This is a genomic window from Nocardia gipuzkoensis (assembly GCF_021183645.1).
GTDB classification, from domain to species: Bacteria; Actinomycetota; Actinomycetes; order Mycobacteriales; family Mycobacteriaceae; genus Nocardia; species Nocardia abscessus.
In genome coordinates, this window is sequence record NZ_CP089225.1 from 2,425,400 (window position 1) to 2,447,147 (window position 21,748).

Here is a 21,748-nt window from a genome sequence, read left to right on the forward strand (position 1 = left end):
GGAAGCCGCTCCCAAGGTAGCCTCGGGTTCCGTGACCGATCAGCAGCTGGTGGTGCTACGGAGGAGCGGGAGGGCGCCGCTGTCGGACCAGATGGGGCCCGGTGGGGCGTACTACGCGGCACCTGCCCCGCTCGCGTCCGATCTCCGCTCGGCGGATGCGCGAGACCGGCCGAGTCGCAACGATTCCCTCGCGGCGCAGCTGTCCACGGTGATCGGCGGGCCGGTCGGGGATCACGCCTTGATCGGACGGGTGCGGTTCTGGACGCCCATGCGGGTACTGCTGGCGTTCACGGTGGTATTCCTGGCGCTCGGCTGGTTCGGCAAGGCGGGATGCATCCAGCAGACCGACGGCGCGGACGGTCCCACCCTCGACTGGAACAACGGCCGCCAGTACGTGGCGATGTGCTATTCGGACACCGTGCCGCTCTACGGCGCGGAACGACTGAACGAAGGCGCTTTCCCGTACAAGAAGCAGTGGACCGAGCAGACTCCCGACGGTGGCCGGGAGACGCGATACATGGAGTATCCGGTGCTCTCGGGCCTGTACCAGTACTTCGCGATGCGGATCGCCAAGAGCTGGGACGCGTCGCCGCTGCCCGGCGCGCTGCAGGTGGTGATCTACTTCAATGTGGTCGCGTTCGGTCTCGCGTTGGCCTGGCTGACCACGGTGTGGGCGTCGGCGCTGCTGGCAGGCCGCCGAGTCTGGGACGCGGCGCTGATCGCCTGTTCGCCGCTGGTGATCGTGCACGCGTTCACCAACTTCGACGCGCTCGCGACAGCCTTCGCCGCGACCGGCTTGCTCGCCTGGGCTCGGCGCAAACCCGTGCTCGCCGGCGTCCTGCTCGGTCTGGGCGGCGCGGCCAAACTGTATCCCCTGCTGCTGCTCGGCCCCATAGTCGTGCTCTGCCTGCGTACCGAGACCATGCAGCGCACGCCGCGCACCCATCTCGGCCTGCGGATGCGCGACATCGACGGCTGGCCGGCCTTCCTGGCGTGGGTGCGCGAGACGCCCTACCGCATCCAGTTCCTCGGTGCCCGTCCGCTCGGCGCCGCGTTCGTCACGGTGTGCGCCGCGCTCGCGACCTGGCTCGCGGTGAACCTGCCGATCGCCGCGCTGTATCCGAACGGCTGGCGAGAGTTCTTCCGGCTGAACACCACCCGGCACGCCGACCCGGACTCGATCTACAACGTGATCTCCTCGTTCACCGGTTGGCCCGGCTTCGACGGCGTACTCGCGCACGGGGAGCAGCCCGCCATCCTGAACGCCGTTTCGCTGCTGGCGTTCGTCGCGGCCTGCGCGGTGATCGCCTACATCGGCCTCACCGCGCCGCGCCGGCCGCGGCTGGCGCAACTGTGCTTCCTCGTGGTCGCGGCCTTCCTGCTGACGAACAAGGTGTGGAGTCCGCAGTATTCGCTGTGGTTGGTTCCGCTCGCCGTGCTGGCGCTGCCGCACCGGCGCATCCTGCTGGCCTGGATGACCATCGATGCGCTGGTCTGGGTGCCGCGCATGTTCTACTACCTCGGCTTGGACCGCAAAGGCCTGCCCGAAGAGTGGTTCACCGGTACCGTGGCGCTGCGCGACCTGGCGGTGCTGGGACTGTGCGCGCTGATCGTGCGCCAGATCTACCGCCCGGAGGAGGACTTGGTGCGGCGCGACTTCGTCGACGATCCCGTCGGCGGCATCGTCGACCGCATGCCCGATCCGCTGCTGGCCTGGCTGCCGGAGCCGCTGCGGCCGCGAGTGGCGATCGCACGCGGCTGACCGGCCGCTGCGGGGGATTCAGGCGCTCACCTGGTGCGCAGGAACCGCGCCTGACGTTCCGGCTCGTGCGGTAGGAGATCCAGATCGAGTTGCCACGCGCTGCCGGTCCACGGATCGAACAGCGGCGTGCCGCCGATGGTCGGCAGGTGGCGGCACGACTGCGACAGCATCGCCACGGTGGTGTCGGCCGAGTCGGATTCGTTGGCGCCCACGATGACGATGGACAGTCCGATCAACTCCCCACGCGTGATCAACACCCCGATCCGCTGCGCGTCCGAACTCTGGTAACCGTGCGGGAAATCCGCGGCCAACAGCACCCGATGCTCGCTGGGCGGGGTGAACGCACCGCTCGCGTAGGCCAATTCGGCCAGCTCGGCCGCGTCCACCAGGGTTTGCAACCGCGCGGAGATGTCGGCGTGGTCGGTGATCGGCGGGCCGTTCAGCACGGGTGCGAGCAGGCCGGTGATGCCGCTGAACGCGTCGGTCAGATCGATGATGTCGACCAGCGTCCTGCGCTGCGGCGCCGCGGCGAGCAACCGGGCCAGCAGCGCGCCCACGACGGGCGCGACCGCACGGGTCGATTCGGCGTCGATCCACAGCGGCCGATTCAGCGGAACCGGAACGCAATACGGGATGCGCAACCGACCACGGTCGAGCGCGTACAGCTCGCCGAGCCGGATGCCGTCGCTGGGCGCGGGCGGCTTGTCCCAGGCGGGCGAGTCCCAGGACGCCAAGGCGGGTGGCAGCACCTGGTCGGCCTCGGCGAGTTCGCGCATCAGCTGTTCGGCGTCGCGCTCATGGTTGTGCTCGGCGGTGCCGATCAGTTCGTCGTGCCGTTGCTGCGCGGTACGACGAGCCTGCTCGGCTTCCGGAGTATTCCTGGTCGCGGGATCGGAGACGGCTTGCGACAGTTCGTGATCCAACCGCTTGGCCGCGTACTCGCGCGCCGAGACCAGCGCGGCGGCCGACCGCGCGGCGTCCTCGAACACCATCCACAGCCGTTCCAGGCCGTGACCGACCTCCAGCGGCGCACCCGCGGTCGCGATCTGCGCGTCACCCGCCAGCGGACCCGCCATGGTGTGCGTACCGGGCTCGGCAGCCTGATCCGCACCGTCCACCTCGACGCCGTGCGCCGTGAGCAGTACGGCGAGCCCGCCCGCGTAACCCTGGCCGACGGCGCGCAGCTTCCAGGCCGGGCCGCGCCGGTAGACCTCGAGACAGATCAGCGCCGTCTCGCCGGACGACGGGGTGATCGCGAATTCCGCGGTCACACTGTCGTTCTCGGACATCGTGGCGGTCACCGGCCCCAGCCCGTCGGCCCGTGCGGGGGCGGCCGGATCGGCGCTGACCACCAGGAGCACGGCCTTCGCGTCGGCGCGTACCTCAGCGAGGGTGATCGTCACCCCGTCGGCGGCCAAGGCGACCCCCGCCGCGGCGGGCTGGTTGTAGAACACGAAATCGTCGCTGGAGAACACCTCGAGGTTCTCGGCGACCACCAGCGCGGAAACGTCGAGGGCAGCCTCGGCGTTCGCACTGAAACGAACGACCTCACCGGTCAGCGGGATGTTCTGACCGGCCTGCAGTTGAATCACGATGTCTGTCCTGCTGTCCCGTCGCCGGTCAACCGTTGACGAGGAACCGGCCGAGCTGCGGCACCGCCTCACCCGGATGCTTGGCCTGGAAACCCTCGCCGAGCGCCTGCAATTTCCAGTCGTTGCCCACCCGGTACAGCTTGGACATCGCCATCGCGGTGAACGGCATGCCGCCGGCGAGGGTGTACCTGGCCAGCTCGCCGTTGTTCGTCCCGTCCACCAAGCGGCAGAACGCGTTCTGCACCTGCTCGAAGGTGTGGCCCTTGTAGGAGGTCACGATGAACACCAACGTGGTGACATGGACGGGGATGCGGGTCAGGTCGACCAGGATCATCTCGTCGTCGCCCTCGCCCTCGCCGGTGAGGTTGTCGCCCTGGTGGCGGATCGAACCGTCCTTGGAGGTCAGCTGGCCGTAGTAGGCGACGTCCACCGGGTTCATGTCGGCGAACAGGATGACCGACGCGTCCAGGTCGATATCGACCGTGCGGCTGCCGAACATGCCGCGGCTGCGCACCGGATCCCAGCCGAGGCCCATCTTGACGAAGGTCAGCGCGGAGCCTTCCTTCCGCAGCGTGACCCGCTGGCCCTTGACCAGGCTGACCGGACGGTCCTTGCTCAAGCTGACCTCGGCCGGCGGCTGCTGCGGCTGCGGCGGCGCGGGCTGCCCGGGCGGCGGGTAACCGGCCTCGGGACCGGGCGGCGGCGGATAGCCCTGGCCGGGCGGGGGGTAACCCGGACCACCCTGCGGCGGTTGACCGGGAGCGCCCTGCGGCGGGTAACCGGGGCCGGGCGGCGGATAGCCGCCCGTCGGCGCGTACTGCGGCGCCTGCTGCTGGGTCGGGTACGCCGGGGTGGTCGGCGGCGGGTAGTTCGGCGGCTGCTGCTGAACCGGCTGCTGCGGGGGCGGGGGCGGAGCCTGCGCGGGCTGTGGGGCCTGCGCGGGCTGGGCGGGCGCGTCGTCGACCGAGACGCCGTGGTCGGTGACCAGCGCGGCGAAACCGCCCGCGTAGCCCTGTCCGACCGCGCGCACCTTCCAGGCGCCCTGGCGGCGGTAGAGCTCGAGCGCGATCACGATCGACTCGCTGTTCAGCCCCTCGATCCGGTACTCGTACAACTGATTACCGGCCGCGTCCGACACGATCGCGGTCGGAGCGGGGAACCTGCCGAAATTGCTGTTCGCGTCGTCCAGCGTGATCACCGCGCGGATCTGGTCGATGTCCGCGGGCACGGCGTTCAACGACACCGCCAGCGACGCGGGCTGACCGGCCGGCGCGGGCTGCAGATTGACGCCGGGGCCGCTGGGCTGGTTGAAGAAGACGAAGTCGGCATCGGAACGGACCTTGCCCCGCTCGGTGACCAGTAGTGCCGACAGATCCGCCGGCGCCGAGAGCTGGACGGAAATCACCACGTCGTTGGTGGCCAGCGGACCGTTCTGGCCCTTGGCGAGAGTTGCGGACAAGTTCGACCCTTCGCTTGTCGGTGCGTTCGCCTGACACTCTACGAGAAACGCGCTCGGCGCCGCTCGGACTGAACGGACGCGCTGCCCCGACACCCGCGCGAGCATCGGTTAGGGTGACGGCACGCAGATGGAATGCGGCGATCCCACCGTGTTCCCGAACGAGACAGCAGGCAAACTCCATGGCGCAACTTTTCGAGCAATCGAAGAAGGTGATCGAGGCCCATCTGGCCGGCACCAGCCTCCGCGCGATCTCCGGCTCGATGATCGCCTACGAAGGCAATGTGCAGTTCAAGGCGGCCGGTTTCGGCGGCGGCGACGGTGTGCTCGCCGGGCTGAAGCGCCGGGCCACCGGCGAGAAACTGTCGCTGATGGAGTGCGCCGGGCACGGCCGGGTGTTCTTCGCGGTCAGCGGCCAGCACGTCACCGTCGTGAACCTGAACAACGAGACGTTGCAGGTGGAGTCGCAACAACTGCTCGCGTTCGCCGGGAACCTGCGCACCGATGTGCGTTTCGCCGGGTTGCGCGGCGCGTCCAGCGGGCAGGGCCTGTTCACCACGACCGTTTCCGGCCAGGGCCAGGTCGCGCTGCTCTCGGCGGGTGGTCCGCTGATCCATCTGGAGGTCTCCCCGCAATACCCGCTGACCGTGGATCCGGACGCGTTCGTCGCGGCGCGCGGCAACCTCAACCAGTCCTTCGTCTCCGACGTGTCGTGGCGCAGTTTCGTCGGCCAGGACGCGGGCGAGGCGTTCTCACTGCGCTGGGACGGCCAAGGCGTGGTGTTGATCCAACCGGCGGAACGGTAGGCGAGCGGTGTTCGAGAAGGTCAACGGCAAAGTCGTCAAGGTCAACGTCGGGATGGCGGGTGGAGTGGTCGCCCGCAACGGCGCGATGCTGTTCTACACCGGCGACATTTCCTTTGCCCCCCACCAGATTCCGGGCGCACAGGGGATGGGCGGCATGGGCGGGCTGATGGGTCTCGCGGGCCGGGCGATGGCGGGTGAGCACGAGCGCACCATGCTGGCGCAGGGCAACGGTGAGGTGCACTACGGTCTCGCCGGCCTGGAGGTCCACGTGGTGCAGATGCAGCCGGGCGCGGCGCTGCGCGTCGAGGCTTCGCGGCTGCTGGCCAATACCGCCGGGTTGCAGAGCTCGGTGGTCTCCGTGATGAGTTCGGGTGGTGGCGGCGGTGGCGGCGGCCTGATGGGTGCGCTGCGTGGCGCCGCCTCGGGCGCGTTGACCGGGCAGGGCATGTTCACCACCCAGCTGTCCGGGCAGGGCGCCGCGGTGCTGCTCGCGCACGGCGGATTCCTGGAGTTGCAGGTGGGCGGCCCGAATCCGATCGTGGTCGATCCGCAGGCGTTCGTCGCCGCCTACGGCAACGTGCAGACCGAACTCAAGTCGGCGATGAGCTGGCGCGACGCCGTCGGGCGCGGCGCCGGGGAGGCGATGCAGCTGCATTGCGTCGGGCAGGGCGTCGTCTACGTGCAGGCCTCCGAAGAGAAGTTGTGAGCATGTCCCAGATCCTCAATCCCATGAATCTCGGTGAGAGCGACAACATCCCGGGAAACAGCTACGCGTACTGCATCGACCTGAACAAGCCGTGGTTCATGCGCAAGGGCGCGATGATCGCCTACTACGGCGACATGCGGTTCCAGACGCTCACCCACGGGTTGCACGGCGGCCTGCTGCACATGGTGTCGCAGCAGTTCTCGGCGCCGCTGTTCACCGGTGATTACGTCGTCGCGGAGGGACACGGCAAGCTGATCATCGGCGACCGCGGCTACGACATCAACTCCTACGACCTCGAGGACAACGGCAACCTGACCATCCGGGCGGCGAACCTGCTGGCCTTCGAGCCGGGCCTGTCGCTCAACCAGTCCATCGTGCCGGGCTTCCTCACCCTGATCGGCACCGGCAAGTTCCTCGCCTCGTCCAACGGGCCGGTCATGTTCGCCGAGCCGCCGCTACGTGTGGACCCGGAATCGCTGGTCGGATGGGCGGATTGCCCCTCCCCGAGCCACCACTACGACCAGCGGTGGGTCACCGATTTCCTGGCCGCCGGTGCGGCGCGCCTCGGCGTCAACTCCGGTGAGGAGCGTCAGTTCGACTTCACCGGCGCGGGCACGGTGCTGATCCAGTCCAGCGAGAAAGTACTCAGCGACTCGGCGCTGGTGCGCACCATCGAGGGGCAGATCCAGAGCGGCATCACCGTCGGCGGCCTGCAACGGCTGCAAGGGCTCATCGCGCAGCAACTGGCCGGGCAGCAGCAGTACTGATCCGCGTAAACCGCGTCAGGGTAATTCGGGCCGACAGGCGAATCGCATACGGACAGCAAAGGATTCGCGACGGAACGGTGAACTCGTCTCGATGTGCACCGGCGCCGGTGCATGGTCGGCGCAGAATCGGGTCATGGCTGACTTGGCGCTTTCGCCGCAGCGTCGCACGGCGCTGACGAACCTGGTCCGGGACGAATCCACCTTCGCGACAGCGTATCCGCGGGTGGCCGACTACTGGTCCACCGCGTGCCGGTTGCCCGGCACCGGAGACGACATCGCCGACGCCACATTCGACCTGCACCTGCTGCACTACTTGACCGGCGGCGCCAGCGCGAATCCCTACTGGGACATCGTCGCCGCCGCGGTGTCGCCCGGGCCGCGGGAGCGCGCCCACCGCCCGGAGGTGAACGGCGGAAACCCGAAAGGTAGTGCGCGACTGGCCTACGCGCAGATCGTGTTGCAGGCGGCCTACGCCTATGCGATTCCCTCCCCTGCGACGCTGCGCTGGGTGGTGGACGCCGCGCAGGGCAGGCCGGTGCTGGAAGTGGGTTCGGGCCGCGGCTATTGGGCGCATCAGCTCACCCGAATCGGCGTTCCGACCAGCGCTTTCGACTCCCATCCTCCCGATCGGGCCACCAACACGGCGTTCCCGGCCGCCGTCGGGCAAACCGCGACATGGCATCCCACCGCCACGCCGCCTTCCTGCACGGCCGATCTGGTCGCCGCCCATGCCGAGGATGTCTTGTTTCTCTGCTGGCCGCCCGGCTGGGAAAATCCGATGGCCTCGACCACTCTCGCCGCCTATCAGGAGGCAGGCGGCTCGTCGCTGGTCTATATCGGCGAACCACGCGGCGGGCGCACGGCCGACAGCGCGTTCTTCGACATGCTGGAGGCCGGATGGACGCTGCTCGACCAGGACCCGGACTATGTCTCGTGGTGGAATCTCGGCGACACCGCGCAGTGCTGGCAGCGGCGATGAGCCTGCGACTCAGCGAAAGCGCTGGAATTCCCAGGGATCGTGCGCGCTGAGCAAGGTGACTTCGTGACCGTGGTCGCGGTGGAGTTCGCGCAACCGCGCCTGGGTGCCCACTCGCAGATCGTGATGGACCTCGGCGGAGGTTTGCACGATGTCCAGGATCGGGTGTGGCTGCGGCTGCGGGTCGAGTTCGCGATGGTAGTAGTAGGCGTCGCCACAGTGCAGCAGCCAACGTTCACCTTCGCGGACGGCGACCCCGGTGTGGCCCGCGGTGTGTCCGCCCAGCGGGATCAGCTGGAAGTCGTCCGGCAGATCCTTCGGTTGAATCGCGTCGAAGCCGAACCACTTGCCGGTCGGCTCCTTCGGGTAGGTGACCCAGTGCGGGTCGTGTGCCCAGTGCGCGCAGCGGTAACGGAAACTCGGGGCCTCGGTCCGCGCCGCCGCGAGTTCGGCGGCGAGGACATGGACGCGCGCGTGCGGGAAGTCGGGCAGTCCACCGCAGTGATCCACGTCGAGGTGGGTGAGGATGACGTGCCGAACGTCCGCGGGGTTGTAGCCGAGGCGTTGCACCTGCCGGACAGCGGTCTCGTCCTCCGACAGGACCGGCTGCGACATCGCGACCCAGTCGGCGCCGAGCGTGCCCGCCGGGTCGCGAACGTCGTCCAGCCCGATCCCCGTCTCGACCAGGACCAGCCCGTCGGATGCCGTCTCGACCAGTAGGCAGTGATTCACGGCATGGGCGGGCGCGAGTCCGTCGTAGGTGGCTTCGATCTGCCGCACCGAGCCGCAATTGAGGTGATGAACTGTCATGCCAGCTAGTCTGTGACTTGAAGCGCGGTTCAAGTCAAGGAGACGAGATGACCGACCTGCTCGATATCGCCGAAGTCGCCGACCACACCGGCCTCGCCCCCTCCGCGCTGCGTTTCTACGAGAAGCGCGGGCTCATCGCCGCGACCGGCCGCAACGGCCTGCGCCGCACCTACCACCCCGACATCCTCGGCCGCCTCGCCCTCATCGCCTGCGCCCGCGGCGCCGGTTTCACCCTCGCCGAAGTCGCCCGCTTCCTGCGCGCCTCTCCCACCGACGCCGAACTGCGCACCCGTATGGCGGAAAAAGCACGCCAACTCGATGACGACATCTCTCGCCTGATCCGCATGCGCGACAGCCTTCGCCACGCCTCCACCTGCACCCACGACCCCTTGGTCGAATGCCCGGACTTCAAATCCACGTTCGAAAGCGCCACCGACGCGGTATAAGTCCGCGAACCAAAGTATTCGGCCCCGCCTCGCGGATGTGAGACGGGGCCGAGCTGGAGTTCAGCCGACTACTTCACGAAGTCACGCACGCCCTCGAAAACCGTCGACGACGACAGCAGCGCGACATGGCCGATGCACGCTGTCTGGGTGTTGCCGGCGCCGTTGAGAATGGTGCTCGTATCGGGATTGATGATCTCGTCGCACGGTGACCACCAGGTGCCGTAGTTCACCCGGCCGGGAGTTTCGTCGGTGCGGTTGAGTTCGGCCAGAAAGGCTGAGCCGGGCCGCATCTCCTCGCAGGAGGCGTCCAGGCATCCGTTGGCGACGTCGGTGCCGTGATTGGGGCCGCCGATGGAGACCCAGTCGTCGACGAAATCGAGGCCGCCGAGGTTCTTCAGGTACCAGCGACTGTTGAGGCCGCCCATCGAGTGGGTGATGATGTCGACGTCGGCGGCACCGGTTTTCGCGCGCAGCGCGTCGACCTGCGCTTTCACCTCCAGTGCGATGTCCTTGTTCGACTGGGCGGTGTTGTAGCTGAATCGTGCCATCTCATCCGCGGAGTATCCCGCGTCCAGGAATCGGCCCCACATGTAATTCCAGTCCCACGCCGATCCCTGCCATCCGTGGACGAAAAGGATGGGATCTCGCGCCGGCGCAGCGGCCGCCTGTGGCGTGGCGATGCCGAGCGCAGCGGTAGCTGTCGCGACCAGGGTGATTGCGGCAATACCGAGGCGGCGCGTGATGGATGTGATGTGCATGAATTGACTCCGATCTGCTCGTCGCACTGCGAGCAGACAGAAAATAGCGCGAGGGCTCATCCGTGGACTGTGAAACGTGAAAATCCATTTTGCCGCCAGGCCTTTGAATCTATCGCGGCCTTCCGCCGACTTGGTCAGCTGCTAAAAGCACTGCGCCGATTACCGATTCGATGCCGTGCCGGTTACTCGGAGGACGGCGGGGCTCCCTTGATGAACCAGTTGATGATTTCCTCGCCTGCCAGGATGCCGGTGGCTCGGGTGATGGTGAGGTTCGGGTAAGTCCAGTTGAGTTGTTCGAGTTCGCCGTGGCGGGGGCGGATGGCCTCGTCGGCCGCGCGAAGCATTTCGGCGTCGAGGGCGCCGTCTCCCGCGGCGAGCGTGCGGGCGTCGTCGGCGAGTTCTCCGCTTTCCCAGAGGCGCTTGCGCACCTCGGCGACCGCGCGGCTCTTGCAGACCGCGAGCGGCATGGTGTAGATCTTGCGGCCCTGCTGTGACGCCGACCAGCCCCGGGGACGGCACCAGTCGTCCCACTCGGCCAGGAATCCCTCGGGGACATCCTTGGGCTTCACCACCAGGTAGCAGAACAGATGGTCGGCCACGCGGAACTTGGTCACCCACGAGTCATCGATGCGCTCGTGCAGTTCCTTGGTCACTTCGGAGAGGGTGGCGCCGCCCGCACGGACCTCGGCATCGATGTCGATGCGCCAGCTCAGGTCGGGCACGCCGTCTACCAGGATGTTCCCGCCGTTACTGGTGATCGCGTAACGCCACGGCGCCCCGGGTAGTCGAATACGGTCGAACTGTTTGATGGTGCGAGTCGTGGTGGGAACGACGGCGGCGGGTTCGGTCAGGGTCTGCATCCGCAGGGCCGCGGTGGTGGTCATGAACGACAGCGGCGCCCCTTCCAGATGCTCCACACAGACCGTCGGCACGTCGGCGGTGGTGCTGAAGGCGTTACGCGAGTAGATCATCGTCCGGTCCAGGTCGGTCGCGATCAGCGCATGTCTTCGGTGTGCTCTCGGAGATAGGTTCACTGCTGCACGTCCTTGATCAATCCCATGCACGAATATGCCAGGTCGGCGACGACCTCGACCGGGACACCCCGGGCCGCGGCGAGCATCCGGATGTGCGCGTGCTCGGGCGCGTCCGCCTCGCGCACCAGCACCATCCACGGCACCCGCCGCAGCAGCACCCGCGTGGTCTCGCCGACGCCGGGCTTCACGAAGTTCACCCCGGCGATGCCGTACTGCTCCCGTACCTGCTCTACCGACGCCCATCCGGTCCAGGTGGGCGTCCGGTCACTCGCGCGGATCGCGGCCACCTCGGCGGGCACCTGATCGCGGATCGCGTCGAAAGCGCCGCTCACGGTGTCCAGCAGACGCCCGGACACGTCGTCACCGGCCAGTTCGCGGTAGAACTTCGCGCCGTGGAAATCACCGGGGCCGATCAGCGTGTCGTTCAGGACAGTGCGCGAAATCAGTCCGGAGACGGTCGAATTGAGACAAGCCGAGGCGATCAGGAAGTCGTCGCGGGTGCCGTAGGTGCGCACGCAGTGCCCGGGGTCGGCCAGCACCGCCAGCTCGTCGTCGAACCTGGCGCCACCGGCGGCGTGATAGGCGTCCAGCGCCTCGGTCAGTTCGCGGGTGATCGCGCCTTTGCCGGTCCATCCGTCCACGAACACGACGGAGGCCGGGTCGTGCTGCTCGGCCAGATAGTCCAGCGCCACCGCGTCGATGCCGCGATCCCGCACGATCGACACCGCGTAGTGCGGCACCGCGAGGCTCGGGCGCCGCGACCGCAGCCAGCGGCGCATCAGAATGCCGACCGGCGTCCCCGCCCGCGCCAGCGACACCAGGACGACGTCCTCGCCGCGTTCGGCGACGACCAGTTCCGACACGGTCGCCACGGCGAGTGCGAGCCGCTCGGCGCTGGCGGCGAGCACCTCGTCGAACAGCGCCCGGTACGCCGCGTCCGGCTGATACTCGATCGGCAGCGACTCCGCGTAGTGCGCCTGCCCGGCCTGGATCTTCCGTTCCCGCTCGGCGACGTCGGCCTCCAGGTCGACGTCCGACAGGTCCTTCAGCAACCAGGAAACCTCGTCGGCCGCGTACGAGCCGAACGCCGGACCGTGCAGGGGAGTAGGTAGCGCACCCACCGTCCTACTTCTCACACCGCACTCCCGTCCGTTACCTGCGGCGACGCGGCACGTTCGGCGTGCAACCGCCGCGGATCGGCCCCCGGCAGCACGGCGAGCAGCACGTCGGCGCCGGAAGCGGTCAGGACGTCGACCAGTCCGCGCTCGGCCATCAACTCCGCCGTGTCGGCGGGCGAGTCGACCACGACGACGAGCACCGGATCGGCCGCGGGCGGACCGGCCGCCGCATCGCCGCCGCCGTCATCGGTGATCGTGCCGACGATATCGTCGGCACGCGCCGCGGCGGCAGGTCCGCCCAGGTCGGTTTGGAACAGATCGAGTGGATCGAGGGGCCAGTGCGCGTTGTACAGGTAGCGCGGCGCGACGTCGTCCGGCTCCGGCGCGACGAACCGGAAGCCGCGCCGCAACGGATAACCCGGCTCGTCCAGCACGTACGCGGGCGATCGCGTAGTGGTCTGGAAGCGGGTGGGCGTCCCCGACTCGGCGAGCAGCGCTGCCAACCGCAGTGGCAGGTACATCAGCTCCTCGTGCCCGAGCACGATGGCGGCCCGGCCCGGGAAATCGGCGGCGAGCCGGGCGGCCAGCACCTGCCCCGCGTCCAGCAGCGCGGCTTCGAACGCGCCGGTGTCGGAGGCGAGTATGCCGTGCCTGCCGCCCTCCGGAACGGAGTCCGGCCAGGGCAGTTCCATCCGGCGGAACGAACCGGGATGTCCGGCGGTCGGATTCAACCGCGGCTCGGGAAGAGCGCCGACGGCCTCGACCAGTTCCTCCGGCAGTGACGCCCGGCCGGTGGCGAGACAGACCGTGTCGATGCGCGCCCCGAGTTCCGCGGCGGCAGCGTCGAATTCGGCGCGATCGGCCTGGTTGCGCAGGTCGACCAGCGACGCCAGCACGTAATGCGCGCGCGGCGAGAACGCGTGCAGCGCACGCACCGCATCGATCGCGGTGGCGCCGGTGGAGATCTCGTCGTCGACCAGCACCAGCGGCAGATCGTTGACGAAGATGTCGGCCGGCGCCGGTTGCAGCAGGTGCGAGGTGGCGTGCGAATGCCCCTCCTCGAACCCGGCGAGCGTCTGCGCGTGCGGCACCTCGCGCCGGGTCGAGTGCAGATAGCAGCTCGCGCCGATCCGCGCCGCCACGCAGTGACCGAGCCCCGTCGCGGTCTCGGCGAACCCGAGCACGACGGCTTCGCGTTCACCGAGCACCGCGCGCACCAGGTCGCCCAACCGATCGCCCGCGCCGAGCACGACCCGCGGATCGGTCGGCAGGTGCTTGCCGAGCACGGTGGACACCAGCAGGTGCGCCCGGCGCGGATTGTTGTGCCGGATACCCGGCCGCACCAGGGCCGTGATCGGCAGCTGCGCCGAACGCAGTCGATCCGAATCGCGTTCACGCACCGGATCATGATGCAGCGCTATACCGAGATTTTTTGTCGCCCAGGGGATTTCGTTGTCGCCGAGTTCGGTGGCCGGCCCGCTCATACGGTGACCAACGCCGTCAGCAGATCCACGAACGACACTCCCTTGTTCGCCACACCGAACACCCGCGCGCGCAACAGGGTCTGGCGCGCCCAGCTGCGATGCGGACGCATCTCGTTCATCTTGTTCCGGTACCCCGAGGCCGCCACGCCGCCGACATCCTCGCGGAGGATGTCCAGCGCGTCGGAGTACTCCTCGTGCGTCACCACCGACAGCGCGTGCACGGCGGCCACGTGCGACGGGTGGATCACCGTCTTGCCCTGGATGCCGTTGGCACGGTCCAGCGTGATCTCGCGCAGCAAGCCATCCAGATCGCGGCTGACCAGGTATTGCCGGAACGGCACCGCGTCGGACTCCTCGAACGGCGCGGTCCGCAGCAACGGCCGGAACATCCGCTCGTGGTCGGCGAAGTACTCCCACACCGGTCCGGTGATCACGAAACCCGTTCCGTCCGCGCGCCCCAGGTAGTTCACGATGTCGGCGATGACATCGGCGACCACGCGCACGTCGTAGATGGTCAGGTCGCGGTCGCGCCGGATGCCGAAGGTCGAGCACATGTCGGTCGCACCGACCCGTACCGCGAGCACCCGGTCCCGGTGCGCGGCCAGCAGCGCCGCGATCTGAGTGAGCTCGTAATCGCGGGTCTCCCGGTGTACCAGCCCGGGCGACTCCAGCACCGGCATCCCGTACAGCGGCCGCTCCACCCGCTGGGCCGCCACGTTCAGCGCGTTGAGGTACTTCGGTCCGGTGACGCTGTCGAACTTCGGGAACACGAACCCGGTCAGCACCTTGGCGCCCGGTCCGAGCTGCTCGATGAGCTCGGTGATCGTGTCCGCGTCGCGCACCCGGACGAACAGCAGCGGATTGGCGTCGTGGCTGCTCGCGAGGAGATCGAGAGCGGCGACGGTCTGCTGCTTGGCGTACTCCACCTCGTGATCGGCGACGGCGTCCTCCAGGTCGATCACCATCGAACACACACCGTGCGCGGCACGCCTGCCGATCGTCAGCGCGAGGTCGGGCCTGGTAGCGGGCGCGTACAGCGTCGCGCCGAGCCCGATCGCGAGCAGCTCGCGGTCGGTGTGGTCGTCACCGAACGGCTCCGGCTCCCGGTGGAAAAGTCGCCGAGCCTCTGGGCCGTGCAACTGCCGGAAGTGGCGCAGCGGCATTCGCTTCCGCAGGGAAACCTCCTGCTGGACGGCGATGCCTGCGGTCATCGTTGCCCCATCCTCATTCTCGTCGTGGTCCTGCTTGTTTTCTCATTCGATCCACTACTCCGGCTATGAATTCGGTGACGGCATCCAGTTCCGCCACATAGGCCCAGTAGTCGGGGTTACGCCCCGACAGTGTTTCGCTGATTCGGTCGATTCGTGCTGCTTGCGCGTCGAGCACCGAACCCCATTCGGCGACCAGCCCGCGGCTCACCGCGAGCATCTGCGCGTCCCGCAGCCGGAATCGTACGGCCTTGGCCTGTTCTTGCGGGTCGGACCGGATCGCACGCAGCAGGGCGAGCCGCTTGGTCACGGCGTCGACCCGCTGCTCGGCCTCGGTGAGGAACCCGCGCGCGGATGTGGTCAGATCAAGTGCAAACTCCGGATTGTTCTCGGCCGCCGCCGCACGCGCCCTGCCCAGGACCGCGGCCGCGGCCTCGATGGCTCGCTGACTTTCCCGCTCATTGTTAGCCAGATCGGCCGAACTCGCAGCATTGAACTCGCGTAGCAGCGCCGAGAAGGCGGGCGGAACTCCTTCGGCCCTGGTCCGGACGGCGGCAAGGCGGGTTGTCACCGACGAGATCGCGGTGTTTGCGGCCGCGGCCCGGGATGGAGCTTGCGCCAACGCATCCGCCAGCTCCTTGGTCACCGCCGCCAGCCGGTTGGCAGCCTCGCGCACCGCGCCCGCGGGCCTGTCCACCCCCGCCGCCTCCAGTGTGACCAGCGCCTCATCGACCGCGGCGGCGCCCTTGCGCACCGAGGGGTAGCTCGCGAACTCCGATTCGGCGGCCTGTGTGCGCATCACCGCCGCGGCGGCCTTGACCTGCTGAACCAACTGCGGCACCGCGCCGAGCACGGCCACCGCTTCTTCCAGCCTGCTCTGGTCGCCGCGATAGAACTCGTCGACGGCCCGCGCCGCGGCGGTCAGTCGACCGACCGCGGCGTCGGCTCGTTGCTGCCCCTGCGGAATCGGCGGACCGCCGCGCTGCGCGGCCTCCAGCTCCGCGCTCAGCGTCAGGTAGACCTCCGCCGCGTCATAGCAACTGTGGCGCACCGGTTCCCAGCGCGCGCCCGTTCCCCGCTCCGGGAAGACCTGATCGGCGGCATGCACCGCCGCGTCGGCCGCGCTCTGACGACGGTCCATGTCGAGGAACGCGGTGGCCAGCCTCGCGCGGGCGTGCTCGATCCACTCGTCGTTTCCCGACGAACGGAACCATCCGCGCCTCCGGCCTGCCACGCTGCGATGGTAGGAGATCTTCCTGTTCGGCGAGGGTTACGCCGGTTCCTACGCAAGTTCGCGGAAACCTACTACTGTCGTATGACGTACCCGGCGATTCGGACATGCTGGGAACCAATGACGGACTATTGAAAGGGAATCCCGCATGGGTGTCAGTTTGTCCAAGGGCGGCAATGTCTCGCTGACCAAGGCGGCGCCTAACCTCACTGCTGTTGCAGTCGGCCTCGGCTGGGACGTCCGGACCACCACCGGCACCGACTTCGACCTCGACGCGAGCGCCATCGCGACCGGCGCGGACAAGAAGGTCGTGTCCGACCAGCACTTCGTCTTCTTCAACAACCTGCGTTCCCCCGAGGGCTCGATCGAGCACGCGGGCGACAACCGGACCGGCGAGGGCGAGGGCGACGACGAGGTCATCAACGTCGACCTGGCGAACACCCCGCCCACGATCGAGAGCATCTTCTTCCCGGTCTCGATCTACGACGCCGACTCCCGGTCGCAGTCCTTCGGCCAGGTTCGCAATGCCTACATCCGCGTCGTGGACCGCAGCAACGGCGAGGAGCTGGCTCGCTACGACCTCAGCGAGGACGCCTCGACCGAGACCGCCATGGTCTTCGGCGAGCTGTACCGCAACGGCGCGGAGTGGAAGTTCCGCGCGATCGGCCAAGGCTATGCCTCCGGTCTGTCCGGCATCGCCCGTGATTACGGCGTGAACGTCTGAAAACACTTCGCTGTTCGCGGGGGGCCCGGCGACGGGCCCCCTCGTCGTGTGGCCCAGGCATGCCGGGCGCCCCGGGGGGCAGCGTTGGACAACCGGCGATTCAGCAGCCACGCTGGTAGCAACCGTCGCCGCCTCGTCTTCACTTCATGAAAGGTCCCAGCGTGGTCCTGCGCATATTCGGCATGTCCTTCATCGTCACGGTGGTCTCCCTCGTCGTGGCGGTGTTGTACGGCGGACCGACCGCCCTCGCGCTCGCCGCGATCCTCGGCATCCTCGAGGTGTCGCTGTCGTTCGACAACGCGGTGATCAACGCCACCGTGCTCGAACGTATGAGCGCGTTCTGGCAGCGGATCTTCCTCACCATCGGCGTGTTGATCGCCGTGTTCGGCATGCGACTGGTCTTCCCGCTCGCCATCGTGTGGATCACGGCCGGACTGAGCCCGGTGGAAGCCTTCGACCTGGCCCTCAACCCGCCCCCCGGCGACGCCCTGACCTTCCCGGACGGCAGCCCGAGCTACGAGAAACTGCTCACCGACGCGCATCCGCAGATCGCGTCGTTCGGTGGCATGTTCCTGGCGCTGCTGTTCCTCAACTTCATCTTCGAAGAGCGCGACATCACCTGGCTGAGCTGGCTGGAGCGGCCCCTGGCCAAGGCGGGCAAGCTCGACATGCTCTCGGTGGTGGTCGCGGGCACCGGCCTGATCCTCACCGCGGAGTTCCTCGCCGACGAGGCGCACCGCTCGACCGTCCTGGTGGCCGGCCTGCTCGGCATGATCACCTACATCGCGGTGGACGGGCTCGGCTCCATGTTCCACACCGAGGAGTACACCGAAGGCGGCCCGTCCGAGCTGGCCAAGGCCACCGGTAAGGCGGGTTTCTTCCTGTTCCTCTACCTGGAAGTGCTCGACGCGTCGTTCTCCTTCGACGGCGTGATCGGCGCGTTCGCCATCACCTCCGACCCGATCATCATCGCGCTGGGCCTCGGCCTGATCGGCGCCATGTTCGTCCGATCGATCACGGTGTACCTGGTGCGCAAGGGCACCCTGGCGGAGTACGTCTACCTGGAGCACGGCGCGCACTGGGCGATCGGCGCACTGGCGGCGATCCTGCTCGTCTCGATCGGCGTGCACGTCAACGAACTCATCACCGGCATGATCGGCGTCGCGTTCATCGGTGCGGCGTTCGTCACCAGCATCCTGCGCAACCGCGGAGCGGACGAAGAGGAACTGGACAGCGAACGGGAACCCACGCCGGTAGGCTGATCCACGGCAAGCAGCCGAAGACCTGTTGCGGCAGCGGCCCCATCCCGACGGATGGCCGCTGCCGCTCTCGTTTCCACAGAGGGGGGATCGCGCCATGGCGATCGACGGCAACCCCGGCGGCGTCAACCTGTCCAAGGTGACCCTGTCGAAAGCGACACCGAGCATCAACCTGACCAAGCCGGGTGAGCAGCAGGGCACCATGCGGGTCAACCTGAACTGGTCGAGCGGATCCCGGGGATTCTTCCGCCGCGCCAAGCCCGTCGATTTGGACCTGGGCTGTCTCTACGAACTCGCCAACGGCGCCAAGGGCGTCGTCCAGGCGATCGGCGGCAATTTCGGTGCCTTGGAGGCCGAGCCGTACATCGTGCTGGACGGCGACGATCGCAGCGGTTCGGGCACCACCGGCGAGAACATGCACGTCAACCTCGCCCGGCCCGAACTGTTCAAGCGCATTCTGATCTTCGCCCTCATCTACGAGGGCGTGCCCAACTGGGCCGCCGCGGACGGCGTGGTGACGCTCTACCCGACCTCGGGCCCACAGATCGAGGTCCGCCTCGACTCGCCGGTGGACGGCGCTCGTTCGTGCGCCATCGCCCTGTTGCAGAACCAGGGGGCCGGGATCACCGTGCACCGGGAAGTGCACTACGTCCACGGCGCACAGCGCGAACTCGACAAGGCCTACCAGTGGGGCATGAAGTGGCACAGCGCGCGCAAGTAGGTCAGCGCGCCGTGGGTACGGGCCGCGTCGAGAGCGCCGCCTTCCGCGCCCGGCACGGAGTCCGCTAGACCACGGGGACCAGATCGGCGGGGTCGGATCGCCGCACCGGCGGCGACGCCGACCGATACCCGCGCGGCAACGCCCATAAGAACACGAAGAACAGCACGATCAGCAGAGTCGCGCGCCCCCACACCCCGAATTGGACGATGTGCTCCATGAGCTCGACCGAGTTACCCGACCCCATCGAGTAGAAGTAGCGGAACACCCCGACACCGATGGCCGCGTCGGCCACGAGATAGCTGCCGATCAGCCACCAGGGCACCTCCAGCAGCACCAGGAACGGCACCAGCCACAGCGTGTACTGCGGCGAATGCACCTTGTGGAACAACAGGAATCCACACAGCATCGCACCGCTCACACCCACCCAGGGGAAGACGCCCGTCGTCAGGTAGCGCCTCCAGCCGAGCCACATTGCCAGTGCGAACGCCAGGAGCACGAGCACGGGCGAGGCGACCGAGACCAACTGCTGGAACGCCACCTCGCTGCGCAAATCCGGACCGAACATCGGCCGGATTCCCCAGTACCAGATGGAATTCGTGGTGATGTCGGCCTGCCGCAATTGCTGGAAGGTGATCGACGCGCGCCAGCCCTCGTACCCCAGCAGCGCGAACGGCAGGTTCACCGCGACGACGGTGCCGATCGCCGCGGCCGCGGTGAGCAGAGCGCCGCGCACGTCCAGTCCCCGATCCTCGGGATCGCGCTCGACGCCTCCGGTCAGCACATACGCCAGCAGCGGCAGCACGAAGATGCCCGGGTACAGCTTGAGACAGAACCCGAGACCGAGCAGCACCGCGGCGAGGACACCTCTGGTGCGCACCGAGTAGCGGGGGAGCGCCGCCATCACGTAGACGGCCGCGACCGCGGTGCACACCACCGGGAGCTCCCAGTTGTGGAAGGCATAGAGCACCAGCGGCGTGCCGGCCGCCCACAGCAGGGCGGCGGCACCGGCCAGGCGAGCGAGCATCCAGGCGGTCAGCAGCGCGAAGGGCGCGAGCAGCAGCGCGGAGTACCGGAGGAAATCGGCGTCGTTGTCCGCCTCGACCGCGCCGAGCCACATCAGCACGCCGCTGAGCACCGGATATTCCACCGCCCCGCCGACCAGCGCACCGTCTTCGGTGATACCGCCGCTCACATACGGAAAGACGTGCTTGTCGATATCCCGGCCGAGCCATAGGAATTGGATGTCCGAATAACAAACGTCCGAATCCTTGATGACATCGAAAGCCGTGCTGCGCCCGTCCCGGTCGAACGGCTCCCCCGCACAGCGAGCCTTGTTCGCGTATGCCAGCGCCAAGACCACGGCACAGAGCAACACCACCACCGCGGCCAGCGCCGCGCGGCGTCGCACACGGCCTGCGGGCAGGTCGCGGGCGGCGAGTCCGGTCGGCATGGATCCACCCTAAGCCGACCGGCCGGGCGATGCCGCCGTTCCCCTCCCTACGAAGGCGAACACGAGGGCCGGGTCTCCTGCGCGCACGAGTGGCCAGCGGGGCGATTTCTCTGCTCAGCTGCCGCTCATGTAGCCTGTTCGGGTTGCTGACGCAACGACCCTCCTGCCACGGACCGTCCGTGGCCGTTTCCTAGTCCACAGGAGGTGATTGGTCCGTGCGTCATTACGAAGTGATGGTTATCCTCGATCCGAGCCTGGACGAGCGCACTGTTGGTCCGTCGCTGGACAACATGCTCAGTGTCGTTCGCACCGAAGGCGGCAAGATCGACAAGGTCGACATCTGGGGCCGCCGCCGGCTCGCCTACGAGATCGCCAAGAACGCCGAGGGCATCTACGCCGTGGTCGATCTGACCGCCGAGCCCGCCACCGTGAGCGAACTCGACCGCCAGCTCGGTCTCAACGAGTCGGTGCTGCGCACCAAGGTTCTGCGCCACGACAAGTAGTCCGGCAACTCTCGTTTGCGTCGGAGCCTGTGCCTAGGCTCTAGCGCAACAGCGAGACGCGGACTGCACACCGAGCAGGAGGAACCACATGGCAGGCGACACGGTCATCACCGTCATCGGCAATCTGACGGCCGACCCGGAGCTTCGATTCACACCGGCGGGAGCGGCGGTGGCGAATTTCACCGTCGCGTCGACCCCTCGGGTGTTCGACCGTAATTCGAACGAATGGAAAGACGGCGAAGCGTTGTTCCTGCGCTGCAATATCTGGCGCGAGGCCGCGGAGAATGTCGCCGAAAGCCTGACCAGAGGTTCCCGTGTCATCGTGAGCGGACGACTCAAGCAGCGCTCCTACGAAACCCGCGAGGGTGAGAAGCGCACAGTCGTCGAGCTCGAGGTCGACGAGGTCGGTCCCTCGCTGCGCTACGCCACCGCGAAGGTCAACAAGACCAGTCGCGGCAGCGGTGGCGGCGGCTTCGGGTCCGGGTCCGGCAGCGGTGGCAACTATGCCTCCTCCGGTAGTAGCGGTGGGCGTTCCGGCGGTGCCGAGGACGACCCTTGGGGCAGTGCGCCCGCGGCCGGCTCCTTCGGGGGCGGCGGCCGCATGGATGACGAACCGCCGTTCTGAGAACGGCCACAACGGCCCGCGATTAGGGCCATCACTGATTACGGAGTACAAGACCATGCCTAAAGCGCCAGCGCGCGAAAAGGTGCTCAAGAAAAAGGCCTGCTCGTTCTGCAAGGAGAGCAAGACCGGAACTGTCACCATCGATTACAAGGACACGGCGTTGCTGCGCAAGTACGTCAGCGACCGCGGCAAGATCCGCGCCCGCCGTGTCACCGGCAACTGCGTGCAGCACCAGCGCGATGTCGCGGTTGCGGTCAAGAACTCGCGTGAGGTCGCTCTGCTGCCTTACGTGTCGACGGCTCGCTGAGAAAG

General features: G+C 67.9%; 22 protein-coding genes. 12 read left to right on the forward strand and 10 right to left on the reverse strand.

Going from position 1 to position 21,748, the window contains the following annotated elements; all coding sequences use genetic code 11:
- Positions 1-91: 91 nt before the first annotated feature.
- Positions 92-1,762, forward strand: a complete 1,671-nt coding sequence (locus LTT66_RS11165) for a glycosyltransferase family 87 protein (RefSeq protein ID WP_233069124.1) — start codon at positions 92-94, stop codon at positions 1,760-1,762.
- Between the two features lie 26 nt (positions 1,763-1,788).
- Here the strand turns inward: LTT66_RS11165 and LTT66_RS11170 are convergent, their stop codons facing one another.
- On the reverse strand, positions 1,789-3,354 hold the full coding sequence (locus LTT66_RS11170) for a TerD family protein (protein WP_233066543.1): 1,566 nt from the start codon (positions 3,352-3,354) through the stop codon (positions 1,789-1,791).
- Between the two features lie 28 nt (positions 3,355-3,382).
- Positions 3,383-4,813: a TerD family protein gene (locus LTT66_RS11175; RefSeq protein ID WP_233066544.1), complete on the reverse strand. Its 1,431-nt coding sequence runs from the start codon at positions 4,811-4,813 to the stop codon at positions 3,383-3,385.
- 179 nt (positions 4,814-4,992) lie between these two features.
- Here LTT66_RS11175 and LTT66_RS11180 point away from each other — a divergent pair, with 179 nt between their 5' ends.
- The 4 genes from LTT66_RS11180 to LTT66_RS11195 all read left to right on the forward strand — a co-directional run bounded on the left by LTT66_RS11180 (position 4,993) and on the right by LTT66_RS11195 (position 8,068).
- Complete coding sequence (locus LTT66_RS11180; protein ID WP_181721445.1) at positions 4,993-5,616, forward strand: AIM24 family protein; 624 nt, start codon at positions 4,993-4,995, stop codon at positions 5,614-5,616.
- A 7-nt stretch (positions 5,617-5,623) separates the two neighbouring features.
- On the forward strand, positions 5,624-6,322 hold the full coding sequence (locus tag LTT66_RS11185; protein WP_233066546.1) for an AIM24 family protein: 699 nt from the start codon (positions 5,624-5,626) through the stop codon (positions 6,320-6,322).
- Between the two features lie 2 nt (positions 6,323-6,324).
- A complete protein-coding gene (locus LTT66_RS11190) occupies positions 6,325-7,089 on the forward strand; it encodes an AIM24 family protein (RefSeq protein ID WP_043734331.1) in 765 nt (254 codons plus the stop codon).
- A gap of 133 nt (positions 7,090-7,222) precedes the next feature.
- Complete coding sequence (locus tag LTT66_RS11195; RefSeq protein WP_233066548.1) at positions 7,223-8,068, forward strand: hypothetical protein; 846 nt, start codon at positions 7,223-7,225, stop codon at positions 8,066-8,068.
- Positions 8,069-8,077: 9 nt separating this feature from the next.
- On the opposite strand, the gene LTT66_RS11200 is transcribed toward LTT66_RS11195, so the two are convergent.
- Complete coding sequence (locus tag LTT66_RS11200; protein WP_233066551.1) at positions 8,078-8,875, reverse strand: MBL fold metallo-hydrolase; 798 nt, start codon at positions 8,873-8,875, stop codon at positions 8,078-8,080.
- Between the two features lie 47 nt (positions 8,876-8,922).
- Between LTT66_RS11200 and LTT66_RS11205 the strand changes: the two genes are divergently transcribed.
- Complete coding sequence (locus LTT66_RS11205) at positions 8,923-9,321, forward strand: MerR family transcriptional regulator (RefSeq protein ID WP_233066554.1); 399 nt, start codon at positions 8,923-8,925, stop codon at positions 9,319-9,321.
- 68 nt (positions 9,322-9,389) lie between these two features.
- Here the strand turns inward: LTT66_RS11205 and LTT66_RS11210 are convergent, their stop codons facing one another.
- From LTT66_RS11210 to LTT66_RS11235, 6 genes are all read right to left on the reverse strand, one after another.
- Positions 9,390-10,079, reverse strand: a complete 690-nt coding sequence (locus LTT66_RS11210) for an esterase/lipase family protein (RefSeq protein WP_233066557.1) — start codon at positions 10,077-10,079, stop codon at positions 9,390-9,392.
- 182 nt (positions 10,080-10,261) lie between these two features.
- Positions 10,262-11,050 carry an HAD family hydrolase gene (locus LTT66_RS11215; protein WP_233066560.1) on the reverse strand — a complete coding sequence of 263 codons (789 nt, stop codon included), beginning with the start codon at positions 11,048-11,050 and terminating at the stop codon, positions 10,262-10,264.
- 59 nt (positions 11,051-11,109) lie between these two features.
- The gene (locus tag LTT66_RS11220; protein ID WP_233066563.1) at positions 11,110-12,249 is read right to left on the reverse strand and encodes a cysteine protease StiP family protein; all 1,140 of its coding nucleotides are present in this window, start codon (positions 12,247-12,249) and stop codon (positions 11,110-11,112) included.
- Positions 12,246-13,715 carry a phosphoribosyltransferase domain-containing protein gene (locus tag LTT66_RS11225; RefSeq protein ID WP_233066565.1) on the reverse strand — a complete coding sequence of 490 codons (1,470 nt, stop codon included), beginning with the start codon at positions 13,713-13,715 and terminating at the stop codon, positions 12,246-12,248. Before LTT66_RS11225 ends, LTT66_RS11220 begins: the two co-directional genes overlap by 4 nt.
- A complete protein-coding gene (locus LTT66_RS11230; RefSeq protein ID WP_195097629.1) occupies positions 13,712-14,926 on the reverse strand; it encodes an HpcH/HpaI aldolase/citrate lyase family protein in 1,215 nt (404 codons plus the stop codon). The genes LTT66_RS11225 and LTT66_RS11230 overlap by 4 nt, the downstream gene beginning before the upstream one ends.
- Before the next feature lie 13 nt (positions 14,927-14,939).
- The gene (locus tag LTT66_RS11235) at positions 14,940-16,157 is read right to left on the reverse strand and encodes a hypothetical protein (protein WP_233066568.1); all 1,218 of its coding nucleotides are present in this window, start codon (positions 16,155-16,157) and stop codon (positions 14,940-14,942) included.
- Positions 16,158-16,302: 145 nt separating this feature from the next.
- Between LTT66_RS11235 and LTT66_RS11240 the strand changes: the two genes are divergently transcribed.
- From LTT66_RS11240 to LTT66_RS11250, 3 genes are all read left to right on the forward strand, one after another.
- On the forward strand, positions 16,303-16,878 hold the full coding sequence (locus tag LTT66_RS11240; protein ID WP_043734335.1) for a TerD family protein: 576 nt from the start codon (positions 16,303-16,305) through the stop codon (positions 16,876-16,878).
- A gap of 161 nt (positions 16,879-17,039) precedes the next feature.
- Positions 17,040-18,140: a DUF475 domain-containing protein gene (locus LTT66_RS11245; RefSeq protein WP_195097742.1), complete on the forward strand. Its 1,101-nt coding sequence runs from the start codon at positions 17,040-17,042 to the stop codon at positions 18,138-18,140.
- Between the two features lie 94 nt (positions 18,141-18,234).
- The gene (locus LTT66_RS11250) at positions 18,235-18,858 is read left to right on the forward strand and encodes a TerD family protein (protein WP_233066571.1); all 624 of its coding nucleotides are present in this window, start codon (positions 18,235-18,237) and stop codon (positions 18,856-18,858) included.
- A gap of 64 nt (positions 18,859-18,922) precedes the next feature.
- Here the strand turns inward: LTT66_RS11250 and LTT66_RS11255 are convergent, their stop codons facing one another.
- Positions 18,923-20,308, reverse strand: coding sequence for a hypothetical protein (locus LTT66_RS11255; RefSeq protein WP_233066572.1), 1,386 nt, complete (start codon positions 20,306-20,308; stop codon positions 18,923-18,925).
- A gap of 215 nt (positions 20,309-20,523) precedes the next feature.
- Between LTT66_RS11255 and rpsF the strand changes: the two genes are divergently transcribed.
- The 3 genes from rpsF (at position 20,524) to rpsR (ending at position 21,743) form a co-directional block, all read left to right on the forward strand.
- Complete coding sequence (rpsF, locus tag LTT66_RS11260; protein ID WP_043700353.1) at positions 20,524-20,811, forward strand: 30S ribosomal protein S6; 288 nt, start codon at positions 20,524-20,526, stop codon at positions 20,809-20,811.
- Between the two features lie 88 nt (positions 20,812-20,899).
- The gene (locus LTT66_RS11265; protein ID WP_233066574.1) at positions 20,900-21,436 is read left to right on the forward strand and encodes a single-stranded DNA-binding protein; all 537 of its coding nucleotides are present in this window, start codon (positions 20,900-20,902) and stop codon (positions 21,434-21,436) included.
- 55 nt (positions 21,437-21,491) lie between these two features.
- Positions 21,492-21,743, forward strand: a complete 252-nt coding sequence (gene rpsR, locus LTT66_RS11270; RefSeq protein WP_043700357.1) for a 30S ribosomal protein S18 — start codon at positions 21,492-21,494, stop codon at positions 21,741-21,743.
- Positions 21,744-21,748: the final 5 nt, after the last annotated feature.